Genomic DNA, 17,775 nt, shown 5'->3' on the forward strand with positions numbered 1-17,775 from the left:
GGTGAGAAGCGTCGGGTCGGTCTCGGTCAACGGCCGGCGCCCGCCCCCGGGGCGACGCACCCGATCGGTCACCGGCGCGCCGCCGGTCAGCTCCGCCATCCCAGCGGTCACGGTCTCCGGGTGCAACCCGCTGGCGCGGGCCACCCGGGCGGTGCCGCCCCGGCCCAGCGAACGTGCCTCGGCCCCCGCCAGCAGCCGACGCTGCCGCTCGTTCAGGTGCGGAAACACGCTGGCGAACTTCTCGGCCAGTGCCTCATCGGACACACCGGTGGTCACCTCACCAAGCTTGACCCCCGAAGCCCAATCCTGGAGTTGATCCCTGCCGGGCCCTAAGTGGCGTTGTTGTACACGCCGAAGGTGAGCTGCCCGGAGTCGGTCATGAAGACCTGCCGGTCGTAGTTGCTGGACTGGGCGCCGCTGGCGCCGCTGCCGAAGCCGACCAGCCACCCGCCGCGGGTGGTCGTGGTAGAGAACCAGGCCTGGGTGGAGAACGTCTGCGGGTTGCTCACCAGCTGCGACGTCCACACCGCACCCGCCGCCCCGTCCAACCGCACCGCGGTGTCCCCGCTCAGGCTGCAGTCCGGGCCGGCGACGCCATAGGTCACCCCGGTGCTGGTGTAGGTGCCGTTGCCGGCGGATCCGGACGAGCCGCCGTTGACCGCGGTCGGGCCGGCCGCGTCCTGGAGAGAGAGGTAGGACAGCGCCCCGGCGGAGGTGGCCGCCGAGCCGCAGGTCCAGTTGCCGGCCGCGTACCAGGAGCTGGCCGGGTTGCCCGTCACCGCGGTGAACGTGGCGTACGCGCCGCCGACGGCCGGCAGGGCCAGCAGGACCGCGACCGATGCCGCTGCCGCCCCGCCGAGCCGGCGGGTCCGGGCCCGCGGACGACGGACGATGGCCTGCCCGGCAACCGGGCTCCCGCGGGTGGGTCCGGGGCCGCCCGGCGGCGCGGGAGCGCGGGACGGGACGGCCAGGGCGACAAGGCCGGCGAGCGCCAGCACAGTCAGCACCAACGGTCCGAACCGGTGCTGCGCCGCCCACAGCACCGGCGCCCCGAGCAGCGGCAGGCGCAGCGCGCCGACACCGTGCACGGCTGCCGGCTGCACCAGGGTGCTGTCCGCCTGCGGGTTCGCGTCCCCCCGCAGGCGCAGCCCGCCGGGCTCGATCGCCGCGAGCCGGTGCAGCCGCAGCTGTCCGGGCATGTCCGGGTCGTCGACGAGCAGGATCTGCCCGGGCTCGATGTCCGCGGTGGCGACCGGGCGCACCAGCGTGACATCGCCGGGCTGCACGGTCGGGGCCATGGAGCCGGACATGACCACACTGGTCCGCCAGCCGGCCGCTGCGGGCAGCACGGACACCAGGAGCAGCAGGACCAGCGTGCCGAGCGCCGTCCGGGCCAGGAAGCGGACCGAGCGGGCCGCACGGGGAGCGGCGTTGGTCATGTCGACTGCGCTTCCCAGGTGAAGCCGACCGAGACCGAGCCGCCCGCGGCGCTGACCGGGGCGCTGGACGACAGCGAGAAGGTGATCCGGTAGCTCCGGACCTCACCCGTGGTGGTCCCGGCGGTCTGCCAGGAGTCAACTCCGCCCGAGTAGCTGTTGGGCATGTCGACCACCGTGCCGCTGTAGAGGTCGGCGGACGGCACGAAGGCCCCGCAGCCGCCGGAACCGCCGGAGCCGCCGCCGCTGCCCGCGGAGACGGTCATGAGTAGATAGCTGGCCAGCGACCGGGAGGTGGTCCCGCTGGTCCGGTAGAGCTTGACGAGCGCCGGCGTCGAGCCCGTGGCGGTCACCGCGATGCACCGGGTGCCCATGGCGCCCGGCTTCAGCGCGGAGACCCTGAACATCGCGGTTCCGGCGTCGTCGTCACCGAGCACCACCGTGGCGGTGGAGACGGGGACGGTGACGGCGGACGTGGCGTCGGAGAAGTCGGCGTAGGCGGAGTGCCAGACGAACGTGGTGGCCAGCAGCACGGCGGCCAGCCCCGCCAGGCCCCACTGGGCGAGGGCAGTCGGGCGCCGGCCACGAGGTATGCGTGGGACGAGCAGCCTGCTCACCGGGAAGACTCCTGGGGTGCCATAGGGACGGCCGGCATACGCCGGTCTCCCCCAAGGACGGCAGGAGCCCCCGGTTCCTTGACCCCGGGCCACCCTCGGCCCGCTCGTTCACCCCTCCGGGTGACGTCCGCCGGCCAGCCGCATGGGCAGGTGCAGGATGGCGTCCTCGAGGTAGTCCGGGCCGGAGCGCCGGAAGCCGAACCGCTCGTACCACTGCTCCAGGTAGGCCTGGGCCCCGATGTCGATCGTCCGCCCGCCGCACAGCTCGATGCCGCGCCGCACCAGCGTCGCCGACAAGCCCCGGCCCCGGGCGCCCACCGCGGTGGCGACCCGGCCGATCGCCCGGTCCTCGTCGTTCTCCAGCACCCGGATCGTCGACAGCACCGTGCCGTCGGCCGCCCGCTGCCACAGGTGCACGGTGCCCGGTTCGGCGTCCCGGCCGTCCAGCTCCGGATACGGGCATGCCTGCTCCACGACGAACACGTCGACCCGCAACCGGAGGATGCCGTACAGCTCGGCGGGGGTCAGCTCCGCGAAGCGGGCCTCGTGCAGCGTCGGCTCTCCGGTCACCGCGCCATCTTCCCGCGGTAGTAGCGTCGCCAGCCGACACGGGGTGTCCCGACCGGGACTGAGAGCACACCCGTCGAACCTGCTCCAGCTCGCACTGGCGAAGGGATGTCACGGCGTGGACGCCAGCTCCCTGCGTGCCGCTCGCACGCAGCTCACCGACTCAGCACCCCTGGTGCACTGCCTGACCAACACCGTCGTCCAGGCGTTCACCGCGAACGCGCTGCTGGCCGTGGGCGCAGCCCCGGCGATGGTCGACGCCCCGGAGGAGGCCGCCGAGTTCGCCTCGGTCGCCTCCGCGGTGCTGGTCAACGTGGGCACCGTGCACGCCCGCACCGCAGAGGCGATGCGGCTGGCCGCCCGGGCCGCGAACGCAGCCGGCACCCCATGGGTGCTGGACCCGGTGGCCGTCGGCGGGCTGTCCTTCCGCACCGATCTGGCCGCCGAACTGGTCGCGCTGCGCCCGACCGTGGTGCGCGGCAACGCCTCGGAGGTGCTGGCGCTCGTCGGCGCGGGGGCCGGCGGTCGTGGGGTCGACAGCACCGCCGCGGCGGACGACGCACTCGCGGCGGCCGAGGAGCTGGCCCGGCGCACCGGTGGCGTGGTGGCGGTCAGCGGTGAGGTCGACGCGGTCACCGACGGCAGCACCACGGTGCGGGTCGGCGGCGGGTCGGTGCTGTTGACCCGCACGACGGGGGCCGGCTGCGCGCTGGGCGCCCTGGTCGCCGCCTACGTCGCGGCCACCGGCGACCCGCTGACCGGCACCGTCGCCGCGCACGCCCACGTGGCGCTGGCCGCCGAGATCGCCGCCGACCTCGCCGACGGCCCCGGCACCTTCGCCGCCCAGTGGCTGGACGCGCTCGACGCGCTGGACGGCGACGCGCTGGCCGCCGCCGACGTCCGCACCTCATGAACCGCACGTTCGACCCGCGGCTCTACCTGGTCACCGACACCGCGTTCTGCGCCCCGCGGTCGGTGCCCGACGTGGTGGCCGCCGCGGTCGCCGGCGGGGTGACCGCCGTCCAGGTGCGGGACAAGATGGCCGGCCGCCGCGACCTGCTGGCCCTCACCCGGGCCGTGCAGGCGGTACTGGCCGACCGGCCCGACGTGCGGCTGGTCGTGAACGACGCCGTGGACGTCGCCCTGCTGACCGGTGCCGACGGCGTGCACGTGGGCGCCGACGACCTGCCGGCGGCCGACGTGCGGGCCCTGCTGGGGCCCGGTCCGCTGGTCGGGGTGTCGGTGGGTTCTGCCGACGACCTCCGCGACGTCCTCGCGCTCCCGGCCGGCACCGTCGACCTCGTCGGGCTCAGCCCGGTCTGGGCGACGCCCACCAAGCCCGACGCCGGGCCCGGGCTGGGGCTGGACGGCGTGCGCGAGCTGGCCGCGGTGGCCCACGCCGGGGGCCTGGTCTCGGTGGCGATCGGCGGGATCCATGCCGGCAACGCCGCCGCGGTCGCGGCGACCGGGGTCGACGGGGTCTGCGTGGTCTCCGACATCTGCGCGGCTCCCGACCCCGCGGCCGCGGCGCGCACGCTGCGCGCCGCGTTGCAGGTGCCGGCATGACCGCCGCCGTGGCGCTGACCGTGGCCGGCAGCGACCCCAGCGGCGGAGCAGGGGTCCAGGCGGACCTGAAGACCTTCAGCGCGCTGGGCGCTTACGGCACGGCGGTGCTGACCGCCCTCACCGCGCAGAACACCCGGGGTGTCACCGGGGTGCACGCCGTCCCGGCGGCGTTCGTCGGCGACCAGCTGCGCACCCTGCTGGCCGACGTCACCGTGCACGCCACGAAGCTCGGGATGCTCGGCTCGGCGGCGGTCGTGCGGGAGGTCGCCGCGGTGCTGACCGACCGGCCGGGCGGGCCGGTGGTGTGCGACCCGGTGATGGTGGCGACCAGCGGCGACCGGCTGATCGACGAGGACGCGGTGGACGCCGTCCGCACGGTGCTGCTGCCGGTCACCGACCTGCTGACCCCCAACGTGCCGGAGGCCGCGGCGCTACTGCAGGTGACCCCGGCGACGTCGGTCGCCGAGCTGGCGCCCCAGGCGCTGGCCCTGCTGGCGCTCGGGCCGCGGGCAGTGCTGCTCAAGGGCGGTCACCTCGGCGGGGACGAGAGCGTCGACGTGCTGGTGACGGTGGACGGCGTCCGGGAGACCCGGCGGCCCCGGGTGGACACCACCTCGACGCACGGCACCGGCTGCACGCTGTCCTCGGCGATCGCCGCGCTGGCCGCCCGGGTGCGACTGGCCGAGCCGGGGGCGGCGCTGGACTGGGCGCCGCTGGTGGAGGGTGCCCGGGACTACCTGCAGGTGGCGCTCCTCGAAGGGTCCGCGCTGGGCGTCGGCTCCGGGCACGGCCCGGTGCACCACTTCGCCGGCTGGTGGGCGGCCTGAGCCGTTTCAGTCGGCCCAGTCCGGCGGGTCGCCCGGCCGCAGGTCGGGGTCGTCGGCGGCCAGGGTGCGCACCGGTCCGGGCGTCGTCCGCGGGCCCTCGAAGCGCACCGTGACCCGGTTCAGGCCGCTGCCCCACACCCAGCCCGAGCCGAGCTGGGCGTGGACGACGTCCTGACCGGGGTACCAGGCGACGACCGCCGGCCCGGGCCGCGGGTCGGCCGGCACCGGCTCGGCCGCCAGGCCCTCGGCGGTCGCTGCCTCCACGGCGTCCCCTTCGGCGAACAGGTCGCCCTGCACGAACGTCGCCAGTCCCGAGACGCCCACGCCCAGCAGTCGCAGGCCACCGGAGCGGTCGACCCCGCCGAGCAGCCGGCGGGCCACCTCGGCGATCTGCCGCGGGTCGTCGACGGGCTGCGGAAGGGTCTGCGAGCGCGTCAGCGTGGTGAAGTCGTAGCGGCGCACCTTGAGGGTGACGGTGCGCCCGGACGTGCCCGAGCGCTGCAGCCGGCTGCCCACCCGGGCGGCCAGCGCGTCGATCTCGGCGGTCAGCCTCGCGGCGTCGGTGAGGTCCCGGGCGAACGTCTCCTCCGCCGACACCGACTTCGCCTCCCGGTCGGTGATCACCGGACGGTCGTCGTCCGCCCGGGCCAGCCGGTACAGCCCGGCGCCCTGCGCCTGCCCCACCAGCGAGGTCAGGTCGATCAGCGACAGCCGGTGCAGGTCGCCGATGGTCGTCACCTTTACCTGCGCCAGCCGCTCGGCGGTCGCCGGGCCGACGCCGCCGAGGCTGCGCACCGGCAGCGGGTGCAGCACGGTCAGCTCCTCGCCGGCCGGGACGACGGTCAGCCCGTCCGGCTTGTCCAGCTCCGAGCCGATCTTGGCCAGCGACTTGGACGTGCCCACGCCCACCGAGCCGGTGACCCCGCCGGTGGCCTCGGCGATCGTCGCCTTGAGCTGGGTGGCCATCGCGGTGACCCCGTCGACGCTCAGCTCGTGCCCGCCGGCGGCCAGGTCGACGTAGGCCTCGTCGATGGAGACCGGCTCCACCAGCGGCGAGAGCTCCCGCAGCAGCGACATGACCAGCTCGGAGGTCCTCTTGTAAGCGGGGAAGCGCGGGCTGAGGAACGCCGTCCCGGGTGGGCAGAGGCGCCGGGCCTCGATGGTGGACATCGCGCTGTGGGCACCGAACGCGCGGGCCTCGTAGGAGGCGGTGGAGACGACGCCGCGGCCCCCGGTGCCGCCGACGACCACCGGCCGGCCCCGCAGGGAGGGCTTGTCGCGCTGCTCGACGGCGGCGAAGAAGGCGTCGAGGTCCAGGTGCAGGATGCTCGGGTCCCGCCGCACGCCGCACCTCCTCGTCGTCCCACCGGGTGGGTCCCGGCTCTCCGATGATGCCGCGCGATGATGACCCGATGGTCGAGCAGAGCGCCTGGGCGCAGATGAGTCAGGACGACCCGGACCACTCAGCCGCCTACGTCGAACGATTCCGCACCATGGCAGCACAGGGTGCCGACCTGGCCGGGGAGGCGCGGCTCGTCGACGCGCTGCTGCCCCGTCGTGCCCGGGTGCTCGACGCCGGGTGCGGACCCGGCCGGGTGGGCGCGTTCCTGGCCGACGCCGGCCACCAGGTGGTCGGGGTGGACGCCGACCCGGTGCTGATCGAGGCGGCCGAGGCCGACCACCCGGGACCGCGCTGGTTCGTCGGCGACCTGGCCGAGCTCGACCTGCCCGCACTCGGCATCCCCGAGCGGTTCGACGGGATCGTCTGCGCCGGGAACGTGATGGCGTTCCTGGCGGCGAGCACCCGCCGGGAGGTGTTGCGTCGGCTACGCGGCCACCTCCGGGACGACGGCCGGGCGGCGATCGGCTTCGGCGCCGGCCGCGGCTACCCGTTCGACGAGTTCCTCACCGATGCGGAGGCGGCCGGCCTGGCACCGGACCTGCTGCTGTCCACCTGGGACCTGCGGCCGTTCGGACCGGACGCGGACTTCCTGGTGGCGGTGCTGCGGCCGATCCCCGGGCGGGACCGGTGACGTACCTGCCCGATCCGGCGACGTTCTCCCGCCGGGGCGACCAGCGCTCCGCCGGGCGCACCCGGTTCGTCGCGACCGGCAGCCAGACCCGGGGCGACCTCGGCTTGTTCGAGGTGGCGACGGCGCCGGGCGGCAGCGGCCCCGGGCCGCACCTGCACCGGACGTTCAGCGAGTCCTTCTCCGTGCTGGAGGGCGAGCTGGCGGTGCTCAGCGGCGAGGAGTGGACGACGGCGTCGGCCGGGGATCTGGCCAACGTCCCGCACTCGGGCGTGCCCGGCTTCCGCGCGGCCGGCCCCGACCACTGAGGAGATCGACGCCTTCGCGCTGCGCCAGGACCAACTGAACCTGCGGGACTGAGCTACTCGCAGGCGGTTCCGTCGCCGTCGCCGTCCATGGCGGGGGAGTAGCCGGGTTCCCCGCGGTGCAGCGGGGCGGCGCCGGCGGCCCGGGCTGCGGTGCAGTTCTCGTAGGGGGCGCCGGGAGCCGGCGCGGCTGCGGAGGCCGGAACTGACTCCGGGGCCGGTGCCGGGGTGCCCGCCGTCGGGAGCGGCTCGTGCGGGCAGCCGGCGAGGACAGCGTTGATCGCGTCGTGCTCGGCCGGGGTCACCCAGAGCCCGTAGGCGGCCTTCACCGCGAGCTGCCGCGCGACGTAGGAACAGCGGTAGCCGCGGTTGCTGGGCAGCCAGGTGGCCGCGTCGCCGTCCCCCTTCTGCCGGTTGGCGGAGTAGTCGACGGCGAGCAGGTTGAGCGGGTCGTTGGCCAGCGCGGTGCGCTTCGAAACGTCCCAGGCGAAGGCGCCGGTCTGCCAGGCGTCGCCGAGGGCGACCACGTGGTCGATGTCGACGCTGGTGCCGTCGCCGCGCTCGAAGGAGATCGTGGTCGCGGTGTAGGGGTCGGCCAGCGACCCGCTGAGGACGACGCAGTCCGCCGTCCCGGGCTTGTAGACCTCACCGGTCAGGTCCCGGCGCAGGACGTCGTTGCGGGTGTCGCAGCCGTTTCGGTCGACATCGGCCCAGGCCTGGCCGAACTGGTCGCGGTCGTACCCGGTCTGCGGAGCGCGACCCTTGACCGGCAGCGTGGCCAGGACGGCCAGCGCGGTCTGCCCGCCGGGCGCCGGAGCGGCCGAACTGGTCAGGGGCGACGCCTGACTCTCATCGGCCCCCCCGGTGGACGCCGTCGGCGACAGCGCGGCCGGGCCGCAGGCTGCCGTGCCGAACAGCAGGGCGCCGGCGAGCAGGGCGGTGCGCAGCGCGGTGGTGCGTAGATTCACGTGGATCCCCCGGAGTCGGTCGCGCTCGACGCTAGGCGGCCGGCCAGCGCGCACCGGGCAGGTCCGCCGGACCTGCGCGTCGTGTCGGTCAGGCCGGCCCGCCTCCGGGCTCCTGACGGGGGACAGCACGACGGCCACCCGTCCGTCGCCGGAGGGGTGGCCGTGGTGCGAGCGGTCGGAGGTCAGCCGTCGGAGTGCCCGGACTTCCCGGAGTTCCCGCCGCCCGAGTTCCCGCCGCCCGAGTTCCCGCCGCCCGAGTTCCTGGAGCCAGACTGCTCGGACCCGGAGTCGTCGGAACCCTCGGACTCCTGATGCGCGGCCTCGTCCTCGGTGGCGTCGTCGTCCGAGTCATCGCCCACCCGCTCGGGGTGTTCGTGCGCGGCAGAGGAGACCGCCCCGCCGTGCTCCCGGCCGGACTCGAACGAGGTGTGGGCGGCCGAGGACACGTCGTCCCCGTGGTTGGTCTGCTCGGTGCTCTCGGGGGCCTCCTCCACCGCCGTCGGGGCTTCCGGGGCCTCCGTGGTGACCTCCGGCGCCTCGGTGACCTCCGGCGCCTCCGTCGTGACCTCCGGCGCCTCCGTCGTGGTCGGCAGCACCTGTGTGGTCGTGGGCGCCGTCGTCTCGGTCGCCGGGGTCTCGGTGACGGCGACCGACTCCGAGGACGTCGAGGAGGACGTCGAGGAGGACGTCGGCTCGATCGTCTGGGCGGCTGCGGTGGCGCCGCCACCCACCACGACCAGGGCCGCGGCACCGGCGGCGACCTTGCCGGCGACCCCCGCCGGGACCGCCTTGGCGATGAGAACAGACAACAAACCGGGCACGGAGGACTCCTATGGGACGACGACAGCTGCAGTGCAGTGATCGGCAGGGGACAGGCGGAGCCGTAGCCGTATCGCCGGAATTCACCAGATCAGGTGCTGCGGGGCAGGAGCGCCTACGCGATGTCACCCACTGTGACGGCGGGCCATGTCCTGTGGGTCAGGCGTGGACCCGGATGTGGTCCAACCGACGACCCACGAGGGTGCCGGCCGGGAACCACCGCGCGTACTCGACGACGTCCTCGACCGTCTCGGACACCAGATCGGTGAAGTCGTCGGCACGCAGGAGGTCTGGCCCCAGTCCGCCGCTGGTGTAGTAGCCCGCCACCGCGAGCCCGATGTCGTCGAGAGTGAGGTCGAGCTCCCAGACCATCGCCGTAATCGTGGCCGATGGGAGTTCATCCCCGCGAACGCGCGGCGGCACCCGCACCCCCGCTCGGGGTCCTGTTGGTCACGCGCGCAGACGTAGTCCAGGAACACCAATTCGCCCTCCGTGGCGAAGCAGAAGGTCACTGTCCCGTGCGCCCTGACCCTGGCTGGTCGCGGTCAGCAGTCTCATGCCGGGACGCTCGCACGGGGGTCTGACAACTCCACCCATCCCGAGCATCTCCGCTGGCTGGATGCGGGGCGACACGGACTGCCTCTGGACACCCCGCGTCGCTCGCCTGCCCAGGCAGTGCCTGCTCGTGCAGTGGACGCGTCCTTCCGCAGGCGACACCGTCGTGTCCGACTCCTGCCGCAAGCGCTGAACCCAGGCCGCCAATCCGCCCGGCGTCTCGACGTCGTCCTCGGCGTGTGATCCGAACCCATCTTCGTGGGTTCCGGACCCCAGTCGTCGCGCGCCGCCCGCCACCCGGCGTACCGACGCGTCGTCGGTTCGACCAGTTCCGGCATCGTCGTGTCGCCCTCGAGGTGGTGCGTCAGTTCGCCATGTCCACGAAGCGGCTGTAGTGACCCTGGAAGGCGACCGTCACATTGGCGGTCGGACCATTCCGGTGCTTGACCAGCATGATGTCTGCCTCACCGGCACGAGGGGATTCTTTTTCATACATGTCCTCGCGGTGGATCATCATCACCATATCGGCATCTTGCTCGATCGATCCCGATTCGCGAAGGTCGGAGAGCATCGGCTTCTTGTCCTGCCGTTGTTCTGAACCGCGATTCAGCTGGCTCATCGCAATGACCGGTACTTCCAATTCTTTGGCCAGCAGCTTCAGCGCGCGAGAGAACTCCGACACCTCCTGTTGACGGCTCTCCACCCGCTTTCCCGACGTCATCAGCTGCAGGTAGTCGATGACCACCAGCTTGAGGTCGTTGCGCTGCTTGAGCCGCCGCGCCTTGGCCCGGATCTCCATCATCGTCATGTTGGGGGAGTCGTCGATGTAGAGCGGGGCATCGGCGATCTCGCCCATCCGGCGGGCCAGCTTGGACCAGTCCTCGTCGGACAGCGTGCCGGCGCGCATGTGGTGCAGCGGCACCTTCGCCTCTGCCGACAGCAGGCGCATGGTGATCTCGTGCTTGCTCATCTCCAGGGAGAAGATGGCGGCGGGCTGGTGGTTCTTGATCGACGCCGAGCGGGCGATGTCGAGCCCCAGCGTCGAGTTGTGTGTCGGGATGAAGCTGTGCCCGGCCAGGAACAGGTGATCCGCTGCGTCGACCTGGATGCAGCGGACCGGCACGCTGTCGACGGCCCGGACGTCGCTGATGAACCGCACACCGCGCGCCGTGAAGGTGCGCGCCCCGCGCTCCTTGTGCAGCAGCTTCTTGCGCTCGAGCCGGAACACCTCGTCGTCGGTGCTGAAGGCCAGCGTGAAGCAGGTGGACGAGGCCTCGGAGCGACCGGCGACGCGCTTGCGCGTCATCCGCACCCGGTGGCCCAGGCTGGCGATCAGCTCGCGGGCGTCCTCGGCCAGCCGCTGGCTGGTGACGGCGAACTGCACGACACCGTGTGGCGCAACCGTGCCGTCGGTGTCCAGCAGGCCGGCCAGCAGCGCCCTCCGCTGCCCAACCGACGCCCGCAGGTACGCCGCCGGGACGTGCTTGTCGCCCTGCACGCCCAGGGAGCGCAGCAGGCCCGTCACGGTCCCGTGCTGGGCTCGGCATGCCTGGCACTGGGCCAGCCCGGCGGAGGGGCCACCGCAGTCGGGGCAGGCCGCCGTCCGGCCGGCGTCGCCGGCCGCGCGGAGCCTGCCGCCGCAAGCCTCGCCACAGGTCTGCACCTGCGAGGTCTTGGGCACGGAGAGCTGCCCGCACATCGGGCACGGGTGCGCCGCGACGCCGTCCCGGGCCGGGAGGCGCATCGCGTAGCGGAGGTCGGTGGAGGTGCGTTCGACCACCAGCCCGTCGGCCTCGATGTAGACGGCGATCTCCGGGTCGGCGCTGGTGTAGTGCGCGGAGGCCGACGTGCCGTCGCCGAGCCACACGCCCAGCGCGTACGGCGGCAGCGGGAGCGGGGCCTCGGGCAGCGCAAGAGGCTCCGCGTTGGTGACGGAGTGGTTCAGCCGGGCATCCTTGGTGGGGCAGCGGACCGTGCGGGCGAGCTCCTCGGTGGTGCGCACGGCGGCGAACGTCCGCTGGTTGCGGTAGCCGTTGTAGCCGATCCGGGCCGCCTGGGCGGACTTCCGGCTGGCCCGGTCGTCGGTCAGCCACTGGTGCTGGGCGTCGGCGACGATCGTCGAGCCGTCGGAGAAGTGCACCTCGTAGCAGGGTCGGCCGGTCATGATCTCGGTCGCCGCGACGACCGACGTCGGACGGCCGTCGGCACCGATGACCTGCTCGCCGACCGCGACCTCTCCCATCGTCGTCCAGCCCGTGGGGGTCGCCACCGGGGTGTCCAGCGCCAGGGCCTTCCCGACACCGGGACGCGCAGCGATGACGATCATCTGACCGGCCTGCAGGCCGTTGGTGAGCTCGTCCAGGTCACGGATGCCGGTGGGCACGCCCCGGGCGGTGCCGCCGCGGGAGGCGATGGCGTCCAGCTCGTCCATGGTCGGCTGCAGGATGTCCTCGAGGCGCGAGTAGTCCTCGCTCATCCGCTTCTCGGTGACGTCGTAGATCTCCTGCTGGGCCCGGTCGACGATGTCGTCGACGTCGCCCTTGCCACCGGCCGCGCCGTAGCCGAGCTGGACGACGCGGGTGCCGGCCTCCACCAGCCGCCGCAGCACCGCCTGCTCGGCGACGATCGCGGCGTAGTAGCCGGCGTTGGCCGCGGTGGGCGTGGAGGCGATCAGCGTGTGCAGGTAGACCGCGCCGCCCATCTTGGACAGCTGGTCGGTGCGATTCAGCTCAGCGGCGACGGTGATCGCGTCGGCGGGCTCGCCCCGGCCGTAGAGGTCGAGGACGCAGTCGAAGACGACCTGGTGGGCCGGGCGGTAGAAGTCGGCGCCGTGCAGGACCTCCACCACGTCGGCGATCGCGTCCTTCGACATCAGCATGCCGCCGAGCACCGACTGCTCGGCTGCGACGTCCTGCGGGGGCTGCCGGTCGTACTCCGGAGCTGCCGCCCTCGGTCGGCTGACGTCGTCGAGCACTGCCACGCTGGATCTCCCATCCCGTCGAGCGGACCCGCGATGGGGCATCCCGGCTCGACATCACGCCGTCGAACACTTGTTCGACATATGGCTACCATCGGGCGCTGACAGTTCCCACTCCCGCGGTAGCGCGGACGACGCTATGGAGCCGACGGCCCGTGGTCCAACACCGTCTGTGGGCAGGGTTCTGCACAACATGTGGATATGTCGGTGGACGAGCACGGTGATCGTGTGGACGCACTCGGGAGGAGCGACGGTCGACTCCCGGCCATCCGGGTGCCACCTGCGCAGCGGCCCCGACCAGGGTGTGGACAGCGGGGAGCTGCAAGAAATATCTGCGACACGCCGGACGTCGTCCCACCCGCCCCGCGAGCCCAGCCCCGGAATGCCAGGAGGGGCGCCGGACCGGAGTCCGACGCCCCTCGCGGGCGGCCCCCTGCAGGGTCCCGCCGCGAGCTTGCGAGCGGTGGGGGGCAGGGGGTGTTTTTCAGCCCGAGACGACCTCGAGGGTCACCGCGGTGCTGACCTCCGGGTGCACCCGCACCGTGACGGTGTGGGTGCCCGTGCTCTTGATGCTGCTGGGTAGCTCGATCCGGCGACGGTCGAGCTCCGGGCCACCGGCGGCGGTGACCGCGGCGGCCACGTCGGCGGTGGTGATGCGCCCGAAGAGGCGGCCGCCGTTCCCGGCGCGGGCCGGGAGGGTGACGGTCAGCCCGGACAGCCGGGCCGCGACCGACTGGGCCTCTTCCAGCGTGCGCACGTCGCGGGCAGCGCGCGCCCGGCGCAGGCTCGCGATCTGCTTCTCCGCACCACGGGTCGACAGCAGCGCCAACCCACGCGGGAGGAGGTAGTTGCGGGCGTACCCGCCCTTGACCTCGACGGTGTCACCGGAGGAACCCAGACCGGTGACCTCAGCAGTGAGAATGAGCTTCATCGTGCTCATGATCAGCGCGCCGTGGAGGTGTAGGGGAGCAGGGCCATCTCACGGCTGTTCTTCACGGCCACGGCGACGTCCCGCTGGTGCTGGCTGCAGTTGCCGCTGACGCGCCGTGCTCGGATCTTGCCGCGGTCGGAGATGAACTTCCGCAGCAGGGTGGTGTCCTTGTAGTCGACGTAGGTCGCCTTGTCCTTGCAGAACTGGCAGACCTTCTTCTTCGGCTTGCGGATGGGGGGCTTGGGCACGGGGTTCTCCTGGGAGATGTACAGAGGGGACGGCCCCTTCCAGGGCACCGCCACGAGCTTGCGAGTGGTGGGGAGGAAGGGGTCCTTCTTCAGAAGGGTGGTTCGTCGCTGGACGCCGGCGGGGTCGACCACGGGTCGCTGGACCCGCCGCCGCTGCCGGAGCTGCCACCGGAGCCGCCGCCGAAGCCACCGCCCGAGCCGCCACCGAACCCGCCGCCGCCACCCTCACCGCGCTGGGCCTTGGTGACCTTCGCGGTGGCGTAGCGCAGGGACGGGCCGATCTCGTCGACCTCGAGCTCGATGACGGTGCGCTTCTCGCCTTCCTTCGTGTCGAAGGAACGCTGCTTGAGGCGACCGGAGACGATCACCCGCGAACCGCGGGTGAGGGACTCGGCGACGTTCTCCGCCGCTTGCCGCCACACGTTGCAGCGCAGGAAGAGCGCCTCGCCGTCCTTCCACTCCGAGGACTGACGATCGAACGTCCGCGGGGTGGAGGCGACGGTGAAGTTGGCGACGGCCGCGCCGGACGGCGTGAACCGGAGCTCCGGGTCCGACGTCAGGTTGCCGATGACGGTGATGACCGTCTCGCCAGCCATGGTCAGTGGACCTCGGGCCGCATCAGCTTGGTGCGCAGCACCGACTCGTTGAGGTTCAGCTGCCGGTCCAGCTCCGCCACGGCGGAGGGCTCGGCGTTGATGTCGATGACGGCGTAGATGCCCTCAGGACGCTTGTTGATCTCGTAGGCCAGGCGACGCCGGCCCCAGATGTCGACCTTGCCGATGCTGCCGCCACGGCTGGTGACGACGGACAGGAACCGGTCCAGGCTCGGAGCGATGGTCCGCTCCTCGAGCTCGGGGTCGAGGATGACCATCAGTTCGTAATTGCGCACGGAGAACCCCACCTCCTCTGGTCTCAGCGGCTGCAGAGGATCTGCAGCAGGAGGGCTGTGCATGCGTCGCGCGCCCGAGCAGGCGGGTTGCCAGCTGCGGTCGCGCACCCGACAGGCTACCAGCGAGCCCGGCAGGTCCGCCGGTGAGCTGGGCGGATGCCCCGGCGACCCGGTCAGCGCGAGGCGCGCTGGAGCCGCACGCCGCGGACGAGGGCCGAGGAGACACCGGTCAGCGCGAGGAGGGCCGCCAGCGCCGGCGCGGTCAGCCCGGCGCCCGGACCCGGGCCGGCGGCATCGGGGGAGACCTCGCTGCCGAGGCGCCGTCGTGGTCGCCCAGCACACCGCCGCTGCCGGAGGAGCTGCGGCCCGGACCCTGGCCCGGGACGACGGAGTCGCCCGGCGCGGACACCGAGGACGAGGTGGGCGCCGCGCGGCCTCCGGGGCGGGGGCGGCGGGCGGCGGGGGCACCACCGCCGGGGCTTGCCCGGAGGGCGGGCACGGTGATCGGCGGCGGGGACGGCAGGTTCACCGATGGGCAGCGGCTCGTCGGCACTGACGGCTCCTACCGGTGAGGAGAACCCGGGTCACGTCGGAGAACGATCATGGACCTCGGCGATACGGCCGCACCCCGGGGAAGTGGCGAACTACTGTCCCGGGGATGGCGAACCACGCGGTCGGGGTCCATGTCGGACCTGGCCTGACCGAGGAGAACGAGCTCCTGAACGGCGGGCCGCTCGCCCGGGCCGCCGAGATGGACGCCGACGGAGTGCAGGTGTTCCTGGCCGACCCACAGGGCTGGACGGCGCCCGAGCCCCGCCCGGACGCCGCGGATCTGCTCGCCGGCGACGTGGCCGTGTTCGTGCACGCCCCCTACGTGCTCAACCTCGCCTCGACCAACAACCGGATCCGCATCCCCAGCCGCAAGCTGCTCGGCCAGCACGCGCGGGCCTCGGTGGCGATCGGGGCCCGCGCGATGGTCGTGCACGGTGGCCACGTGCTGGCCAAGGACGACCCGGCGGCCGGGGTCGACAACTGGCGCAAGACCTTCGCCCGGCAGGCGGAGTCCGGCGGTTTCGGGCTGCCGGTGCTGATCGAGAACACCGCCGGCGGCGACAACGCGATGGCCCGCGAGCTGGGCGCGCTGGACCGGTTGTGGGAGGCGGTCGGGGAGTTCGACGCCGGCTTCGTGCTGGACACCTGCCACGCCTGGGCCGCCGGGTGGGACCTGACCCGGGTGGTCGCCGACGTCCGGGCGATCACCGGCCGGATCGACCTGGTGCACCTGAACAACAGCCGGGACCCGGCCGGCTCCGGCCGCGACCGGCACGCCCCGCTGGGTGAGGGCGAGATCCCGCTGGAGCTGCTGCTCGAGGTCGGCCGCGCCGCGGACGCCCCGATCGTGCTGGAGACCCCGGGAGACGCAGCGAGCCACGCCGCCGAGGTGGCGATGCTGCGCAGGGCGCTGAGCTGACCCAGGGTTGAGCCGCCTGCGCGACTGATGGACCGGGTCATGACCCGGTCGGCCGGGCGGCTCAACCCACGGCGCCGACCCTCGATCGTCGCGAGACGACGACCCGATCCGGGGCGTGGTCCAGCACGCCACCAGCCGGGTCGTCGGTGCCGGGCCAGCTCTGCCGCACCCGGTCGTGCTCGGGCTGCCAGACGTCGCGCGCCACCAGCGCCATCAGGACGACGACTGCGACGTCGCGCACCCCGACGGCGAACAGGAACCACTCGACGCCGATGCCCTTGTTGTCCGTGCCCAGGTACCAGAGCAGCCGCGGCACCCACAGCAGCGCCTCGGTGGCCTGCCACAACAGCAGCGACCGCCAGTGCGGGCGGGCCAGTACGGCCAGCGGCAGCAGCCACAGTGAGTACTGCGGGCTCCACACCTTGTTCACCAGCAGGAAACCGGCCACCAGCAGGAACGCCAGCTGGGCCACCCGGGGGCGCCGGGGGGCGAGCAGCGCCAGCGCCGCCACTGCGGCGGCGAGCACGAGCAGTGCGCCGGCGACCACCGCGTTGAGCACCGACGGCGACTGTCCCTCCGCCAGCGGTCCGTCCAGGATCCGGTTGTCGGTGACGGTGAGCGCGATGTTCCACAGCGTGTCCGGGTCGGCCGGCCGGCTGCCGTTGAGGGTGAAGAAGCGGGTCCAGTTCTCCGGCGCCAGGACGGCGATCGGCACGTTCACCACCAGCCACGCCACCGCGGCACCCAGCGCCGCGCCCGCCCACGTGCGGAGCCGCCCGGCCCGCAGGCACAGCACGAACAGCACGCCCAGCAGCAGCACGGGGTACAGCTTCGCGGCCGTGCCCAGCCCGATCAGCACGCCGGCCAGGACCGGGTGCCGCCGGGCCCAGGCCCACATGCCCAGCGACGCGAGCGCGACGGCGAACAGGTCCCAGTTGGTGAAGGCGTGCACGAACAGAAGCGGCGACAGCCCGACCATGGCCGCGTCCCAGGGCCGCCGTCCCGACAGCCCGAGCACCGCGCGCGTGGTCAGTAGGGCGCAGGCCGACAGCAGCAGGCAGGTGACTACGTAGTAGCTCTCGACCGGCACCACCGACGGCAGCGGACCGACCGCTTCGGCCACGGTGTCGTAGCGGTAGGCGAGTTCTGCGGCCACCCCCATGAACGCGCCGGTCAGCACCGGGTACTCCACCTTCGAGTCCAGGTAGGGCACCTGCCCGGTGTCCAGGCCGTGCAATCCGAACAGCGGCACCGTGTCGGAGTAGCAGAAGTGCGTGTACTGCTTGGAGCCGGTCCAGTTGCCGTCGGCGCAGGGCGCCTGCTTGACCCAGGCGACGGCGAGCACCAGCACGGTGAACAGCAGGCACACCCGAAGCGGCGTCCAGAACAGCGCCCGCCCGGTGACCGCGTGCCGGCCCCACGGCCCGCCCACCAGCTCGCTGGCCTGCGCCGCGACCGGGTCGTTCCAGGTCGGGACGACGCGGTCGGGGCCGGGAACGGCGGCGGGCCCGCCGCCCGGCTGGTCGGCCGGGACGGACGGGCCCGTCGTCGTGCTGCTCATGCGCTCAG

The 17,775-nt window shown here is 73.2% G+C and carries 20 protein-coding genes, 1 pseudogene and 1 riboswitch; of the genes and pseudogenes, 7 read left to right on the forward strand and 14 right to left on the reverse strand.

From position 1 onward, the window contains the following. From BLW04_RS13505 to BLW04_RS13520, 4 genes and pseudogenes are all read right to left on the reverse strand, one after another. Positions 1 to 276 (reverse strand): annotated as a pseudogene (locus tag BLW04_RS13505) (ISAzo13 family transposase); the annotation flags it as partial. 53 nt (positions 277 to 329) lie between these two features. Next, entirely contained in the window at positions 330 to 1,439 is a 1,110-nt protein-coding gene (locus tag BLW04_RS13510) for a S24/S26 family peptidase (protein WP_091541897.1), read from the reverse strand. Further along, complete coding sequence (locus BLW04_RS13515) at positions 1,436 to 2,053, reverse strand: hypothetical protein (protein ID WP_091541901.1); 618 nt, start codon at positions 2,051 to 2,053, stop codon at positions 1,436 to 1,438. Before BLW04_RS13515 ends, BLW04_RS13510 begins: the two co-directional genes overlap by 4 nt. 108 nt (positions 2,054 to 2,161) lie before the next feature. Next, a complete protein-coding gene (locus tag BLW04_RS13520) occupies positions 2,162 to 2,623 on the reverse strand; it encodes a GNAT family N-acetyltransferase (RefSeq protein WP_175484045.1) in 462 nt (153 codons plus the stop codon). Between the two features lie 29 nt (positions 2,624 to 2,652). After that, positions 2,653 to 2,746, forward strand: a riboswitch (TPP riboswitch). Here BLW04_RS13520 and thiM point away from each other — a divergent pair. The 3 genes from thiM to thiD all read left to right on the forward strand — a co-directional run bounded on the left by thiM (position 2,739) and on the right by thiD (position 5,013). After that, on the forward strand, positions 2,739 to 3,533 hold the full coding sequence (thiM, locus tag BLW04_RS13525; RefSeq protein WP_091541905.1) for a hydroxyethylthiazole kinase: 795 nt from the start codon (positions 2,739 to 2,741) through the stop codon (positions 3,531 to 3,533). (Overlaps the previous riboswitch by 8 nt.) After that, positions 3,530 to 4,186, forward strand: a complete 657-nt coding sequence (gene thiE, locus BLW04_RS13530) for a thiamine phosphate synthase (RefSeq protein WP_091541908.1) — start codon at positions 3,530 to 3,532, stop codon at positions 4,184 to 4,186. The genes thiM and thiE overlap by 4 nt, the downstream gene beginning before the upstream one ends. After that, positions 4,183 to 5,013 carry a bifunctional hydroxymethylpyrimidine kinase/phosphomethylpyrimidine kinase gene (gene thiD, locus BLW04_RS13535; protein ID WP_091541911.1) on the forward strand — a complete coding sequence of 277 codons (831 nt, stop codon included), beginning with the start codon at positions 4,183 to 4,185 and terminating at the stop codon, positions 5,011 to 5,013. Before thiE ends, thiD begins: the two co-directional genes overlap by 4 nt. 6 nt (positions 5,014 to 5,019) lie before the next feature. Here thiD and BLW04_RS13540 read toward each other — a convergent pair whose 3' ends face one another. Then, positions 5,020 to 6,357 carry a DNA polymerase IV gene (locus BLW04_RS13540; RefSeq protein ID WP_091541915.1) on the reverse strand — a complete coding sequence of 446 codons (1,338 nt, stop codon included), beginning with the start codon at positions 6,355 to 6,357 and terminating at the stop codon, positions 5,020 to 5,022. Between the two features lie 68 nt (positions 6,358 to 6,425). Here BLW04_RS13540 and BLW04_RS13545 point away from each other — a divergent pair, with 68 nt between their 5' ends. Continuing rightward, positions 6,426 to 7,046, forward strand: a complete 621-nt coding sequence (locus BLW04_RS13545; RefSeq protein WP_091541919.1) for a class I SAM-dependent methyltransferase — start codon at positions 6,426 to 6,428, stop codon at positions 7,044 to 7,046. Continuing rightward, positions 7,043 to 7,351 carry a cupin domain-containing protein gene (locus BLW04_RS13550; protein WP_091541923.1) on the forward strand — a complete coding sequence of 103 codons (309 nt, stop codon included), beginning with the start codon at positions 7,043 to 7,045 and terminating at the stop codon, positions 7,349 to 7,351. Before BLW04_RS13545 ends, BLW04_RS13550 begins: the two co-directional genes overlap by 4 nt. A 53-nt stretch (positions 7,352 to 7,404) precedes the next feature. Here the strand turns inward: BLW04_RS13550 and BLW04_RS13555 are convergent, their stop codons facing one another. From BLW04_RS13555 to rpsF, 8 genes are all read right to left on the reverse strand, one after another. Beyond that, positions 7,405 to 8,316 carry a GmrSD restriction endonuclease domain-containing protein gene (locus tag BLW04_RS13555; protein WP_091541927.1) on the reverse strand — a complete coding sequence of 304 codons (912 nt, stop codon included), beginning with the start codon at positions 8,314 to 8,316 and terminating at the stop codon, positions 7,405 to 7,407. A 182-nt stretch (positions 8,317 to 8,498) separates the two neighbouring features. Then, a complete protein-coding gene (locus BLW04_RS13560) occupies positions 8,499 to 9,137 on the reverse strand; it encodes a hypothetical protein (RefSeq protein WP_139306841.1) in 639 nt (212 codons plus the stop codon). Between the two features lie 157 nt (positions 9,138 to 9,294). After that, on the reverse strand, positions 9,295 to 9,507 hold the full coding sequence (locus BLW04_RS13565; RefSeq protein WP_091541934.1) for a DUF7715 family protein: 213 nt from the start codon (positions 9,505 to 9,507) through the stop codon (positions 9,295 to 9,297). A gap of 547 nt (positions 9,508 to 10,054) precedes the next feature. After that, positions 10,055 to 12,670: a replicative DNA helicase gene (dnaB, locus tag BLW04_RS13570; protein WP_091541938.1), complete on the reverse strand. Its 2,616-nt coding sequence runs from the start codon at positions 12,668 to 12,670 to the stop codon at positions 10,055 to 10,057. A 481-nt stretch (positions 12,671 to 13,151) separates the two neighbouring features. Beyond that, on the reverse strand, positions 13,152 to 13,598 hold the full coding sequence (gene rplI, locus BLW04_RS13575; RefSeq protein WP_091542094.1) for a 50S ribosomal protein L9: 447 nt from the start codon (positions 13,596 to 13,598) through the stop codon (positions 13,152 to 13,154). 11 nt (positions 13,599 to 13,609) lie between these two features. Then, entirely contained in the window at positions 13,610 to 13,846 is a 237-nt protein-coding gene (gene rpsR / locus BLW04_RS13580) for a 30S ribosomal protein S18 (protein WP_055763176.1), read from the reverse strand. Between the two features lie 89 nt (positions 13,847 to 13,935). Beyond that, a complete protein-coding gene (locus BLW04_RS13585; RefSeq protein ID WP_091541941.1) occupies positions 13,936 to 14,442 on the reverse strand; it encodes a single-stranded DNA-binding protein in 507 nt (168 codons plus the stop codon). A gap of 2 nt (positions 14,443 to 14,444) precedes the next feature. Further along, on the reverse strand, positions 14,445 to 14,735 hold the full coding sequence (rpsF, locus tag BLW04_RS13590) for a 30S ribosomal protein S6 (RefSeq protein ID WP_091542098.1): 291 nt from the start codon (positions 14,733 to 14,735) through the stop codon (positions 14,445 to 14,447). Between the two features lie 143 nt (positions 14,736 to 14,878). Between rpsF and BLW04_RS13595 the strand changes: the two genes are divergently transcribed. Both BLW04_RS13595 and BLW04_RS13600 read left to right on the forward strand, forming a co-directional pair. Continuing rightward, entirely contained in the window at positions 14,879 to 15,307 is a 429-nt protein-coding gene (locus BLW04_RS13595; protein ID WP_091541945.1) for a hypothetical protein, read from the forward strand. An 86-nt stretch (positions 15,308 to 15,393) separates the two neighbouring features. Beyond that, the gene (locus tag BLW04_RS13600) at positions 15,394 to 16,206 is read left to right on the forward strand and encodes a deoxyribonuclease IV (protein WP_091541948.1); all 813 of its coding nucleotides are present in this window, start codon (positions 15,394 to 15,396) and stop codon (positions 16,204 to 16,206) included. Between the two features lie 61 nt (positions 16,207 to 16,267). Here the strand turns inward: BLW04_RS13600 and BLW04_RS13605 are convergent, their stop codons facing one another. After that, positions 16,268 to 17,767: a glycosyltransferase family 87 protein gene (locus BLW04_RS13605; protein ID WP_091542101.1), complete on the reverse strand. Its 1,500-nt coding sequence runs from the start codon at positions 17,765 to 17,767 to the stop codon at positions 16,268 to 16,270. Positions 17,768 to 17,775: the final 8 nt, after the last annotated feature.

It is taken from the genome of Modestobacter sp. DSM 44400 (genome assembly GCF_900107175.1).
Lineage (GTDB): Bacteria > Actinomycetota > Actinomycetes > Mycobacteriales > Geodermatophilaceae > Modestobacter.

What these genes read in the sequence shown, in the direction of transcription:
- BLW04_RS13510 (WP_091541897.1), bottom strand. Translation starts at nt 1,439, where the DNA reads ATGACCAACGCCGCTCCCCGTGCGGCCCGCTCGGTCCGCTTCCTGGCC.
- thiE (WP_091541908.1), top strand. Translation starts at nt 3,530, where the DNA reads ATGAACCGCACGTTCGACCCGCGGCTCTACCTGGTCACCGACACCGCG.
- thiD (WP_091541911.1), top strand. Translation starts at nt 4,183, where the DNA reads ATGACCGCCGCCGTGGCGCTGACCGTGGCCGGCAGCGACCCCAGCGGC.
- BLW04_RS13545 (WP_091541919.1), top strand. Translation starts at nt 6,426, where the DNA reads ATGGTCGAGCAGAGCGCCTGGGCGCAGATGAGTCAGGACGACCCGGAC.
- BLW04_RS13565 (WP_091541934.1), bottom strand. Translation starts at nt 9,507, where the DNA reads ATGGTCTGGGAGCTCGACCTCACTCTCGACGACATCGGGCTCGCGGTG.
- rplI (WP_091542094.1), bottom strand. Translation starts at nt 13,598, where the DNA reads ATGAAGCTCATTCTCACTGCTGAGGTCACCGGTCTGGGTTCCTCCGGT.
- BLW04_RS13585 (WP_091541941.1), bottom strand. Translation starts at nt 14,442, where the DNA reads ATGGCTGGCGAGACGGTCATCACCGTCATCGGCAACCTGACGTCGGAC.
- BLW04_RS13600 (WP_091541948.1), top strand. Translation starts at nt 15,394, where the DNA reads ATGGCGAACCACGCGGTCGGGGTCCATGTCGGACCTGGCCTGACCGAG.
- BLW04_RS13605 (WP_091542101.1), bottom strand. Translation starts at nt 17,767, where the DNA reads ATGAGCAGCACGACGACGGGCCCGTCCGTCCCGGCCGACCAGCCGGGC.